Origin of the sequence: Saccharomonospora iraqiensis subsp. paurometabolica YIM 90007 (assembly GCF_000231035.2) — a bacterium.
Taxonomy (GTDB): Bacteria; Actinomycetota; Actinomycetes; order Mycobacteriales; family Pseudonocardiaceae; genus Saccharomonospora; species Saccharomonospora paurometabolica.
Genome location: NZ_KI912234.1, coordinates 1 through 2,882, shown reverse-complemented (window position 1 = coordinate 2,882; position 2,882 = coordinate 1). Strand labels below are relative to the sequence as shown.

General features: G+C 75.6%; 1 protein-coding gene. It reads right to left on the bottom strand.

The window, feature by feature from the left end:
• The coding region (locus SACPADRAFT_RS27060; RefSeq protein WP_007027132.1) for a type I polyketide synthase at positions 1–2,882 on the bottom strand (2,882 nt) is incomplete at both ends.

The window sequence follows — 2,882 nt, the reverse complement described above, 5'->3', positions numbered from 1 at the left end:
GGCGGCGGCGGGGGCGCTGTCGGCGACCATGGCCGTGAGCGCGCCGCCGGGGCCGACCTCCAGGAAGGCGTCCGCGCCGAGTGCGGTGGCGGTGGCGACCGCGTCGTGGAACCGGACAGTCTGGCGGGCATGGCGCACCCAGTGGCCGGGGGTGGCCAGCTCGTCGCCCGCAACCTCGCCGGTGAGGTCGGAGACCACGGTCAGCTCCGGCGCGGCATAGCCGACCCGCTCGGCGACGGCGCGGAAGCCCTCCAACGCCGGGTCCATGTGGGCGGAGTGGAAGGCATGGCTGACCGCGAGGCGGGTCGTGCGGACGCCGCGCTCGTGCCACCGGGCGCCCAGCGCGGTGACGGCGTCGGTGTCCCCGGAGACGACCACCGCCCTGGGCCCGTTGACCGCGGCGAGGGACACCCCCTCGGTGAGCAGTGGCCGCACCTCGTCCTCGGCGGCGTTGACCGCGAGCATGGCCCCGCCCTCCGGGAGGGCCTGCATGAGCCTGCCCCGCGCGGTCACCAGCGCGGCGGCGTCGGTCAGCGAGAACACCCCGGCGACGTGTGCCGCGGCGAGGGAGCCGATCGAGTGGCCGAGAAGTACGTCCGGACGCACCCCACGCGCGGTGAGGGCACGGAACAGGGCGACCTCGACGGCGAACAGGGCGGGCTGGGCGTGCTCGGTGCGGTGGAGCAGGTCCGCGTCGTCGCCCCAGAGCACGTCCCGCAGGCCGGGCTCCAGCGCGCCGAGCACCTCGTCCAGTGCGGCGGCGAAGACCGGGTCGGCGGCGTACAGTTCACGGCCCGCACCCAGGCGCTGGCTGCCCTGGCCGGGAAAGACGAACGCGAGCTTGCCGTCGCGGACCCGGGTCGGGCTCACCTCACGCAGGCCGTCGAGGAACCCGGCGCGGTCGTGGGCGAGCACGACGGCGCGGTGGTCGAAAGCGGTGCGGGCGGCGAGTGCGCGCGAGACCTCGGCCGGGTCGGCCCCGGTACGTTCGACCCATACCGCCAGGTCGGCGGCGCGGCGTCGCAGGCCGTCCTCGTCCCTGGCCGAGAGCGGCCACGCGACCAGGCCCTCGGCGGGAGTGCCTGCGGTGGGCCGCGGGCCCTCTTCGAGAACGACGTGTGCGTTGGTGCCGCTGATCCCGAAGGAGGACACACCCGCGCGGCGCGGCCGGTCACCGGGCCGCCAGGGGGCGGGCTCGGTGAGCAGCCGCAGGGCGCCGGTCGACCAGTCGACGTGCGGGCTGGGCTCGTCGGCGTGCAGGGTGCGCGGCAGGACGCCGTGGCGCAGCGCCTGCACCAGCTTGATCACCCCGGCCACCCCGGCGGCGGCCTGGGAGTGGCCGAGGTTGGACTTGAGCGACCCCAGCGCCAGCGGCGTCGGCCGATCCCGGCCGTAGGCGGCGATCAGTGCCTCGGCCTCGATCGGGTCGCCGAGGGAGGTGCCGGTGCCGTGCGCCTCGACAGCGTCCACATCCGACGGCTCCAGTCCCGCGTCGGCCAGCGCGGCGGCGATGACCCGCTGCTGCGCCGGTCCGTTCGGCGCGGTCAGCCCGTTGGAGGCTCCGTCGGAGTTCACGGCGGTGCCGCGCACGACGGCCAGCACGGGGTGACCGTTGGCCCCGGCGTCGGAGAGACGTTCGAGCACCAGGACACCCGCGCCCTCGGCCCAGCCGGTGCCGTCGGCGTCCGCGCCGAACGCCTTGCACCGGCCGTCGGGCGCGAGCCCGCGCTGGCGGGAGAACTCGGCGAACAGGCCCGGCGTGGACATGACCGTCGCGCCACCCGCCAGCGCGAGGTCGCACTCCCCCGCCCGCAGTGCCTGTGCCGCGAGGTGCAACGCCACCAGCGAGGACGAGCACGCCGTGTCGACGGTGACCGCCGGACCCTCCAGGCCGAAGGCGTAGGCGACGCGGCCGGAGGCGACGCTGCCGGAGTTGCCGGTGCCGACGAGGCCCTCGACATCCTCCGGAACGCCGGTCAGGCGGCCCGCGTAGTCGGAATACATGAGACCCGCGAACACGCCGGTGCGGCTGCCGCGCAGTCGTTCGGACGCGATGCCCGCGCGTTCGAACGTCTCCCACGCGGCCTCCAGCAGCAGCCGCTGCTGCGGGTCCATCGCCAGGGCCTCGCGCGGGGAGATCCCGAACAGCTCGGCGTCGAAGTTCGCGACGTCGTGGAGGAAACCGCCTTCGCGCGCGGAGAACGAACCGGGCCGCGCGCCGGTCGGGTCGTAGCCGCCCGCGATGTCCCACCCACGGTCGGCGGGGAAGGGACCGATCGCGTCGGTGCCGGAGCGCACCAGATCCCACAGGTGCTCCGGGCCGGACACACCGCCGGGGTAACGGCAGGCCATGGCGACGATGGCGATGGGCTCGTCGGTCTTCGCGGGGGCTGCCGCGGGCCGAACCTGCGAGGCGCTGCCCGCGATGACCCGGGCGAGGGCCCGCGGGTTGGGATGGTCGAAGACGGCCGTCGCCGGCAGGCGGGCGCCGGTGGCGGAGGCGAGCCGGTTGCGCAGCTCGACGGCGGTCAGCGAGTCGAAACCCAGGTCCTTGAACGCGCGAGTCGGCTCGACAGCGGCGGCGGAGGTGTGGCCGAGGACCGCCGCGGCGTGGGTGCGGACGAGATCGAGCAGGCGGTGCTCCCGCTCGGCGCCGGTCAATCCGGCGAGGTCGCCGCGCACGTCCGAAACGGACTTGAGGTGTACGCGCCGGGGCCCGACAAGACCGCGCAGCAGCGGGGGCACCTCGGTGCGCGAGCGCAGCGCGCCGAGGTCGAGGCCGACGGGAACGAGGAGCGCGTCGTCGTGGGCCGTGGCGGCGTCGAACAGCGCCAGGGCCGCGTCGGTGGACAGCGGTGTGACGCCTGCACGAGCCAGGCGGG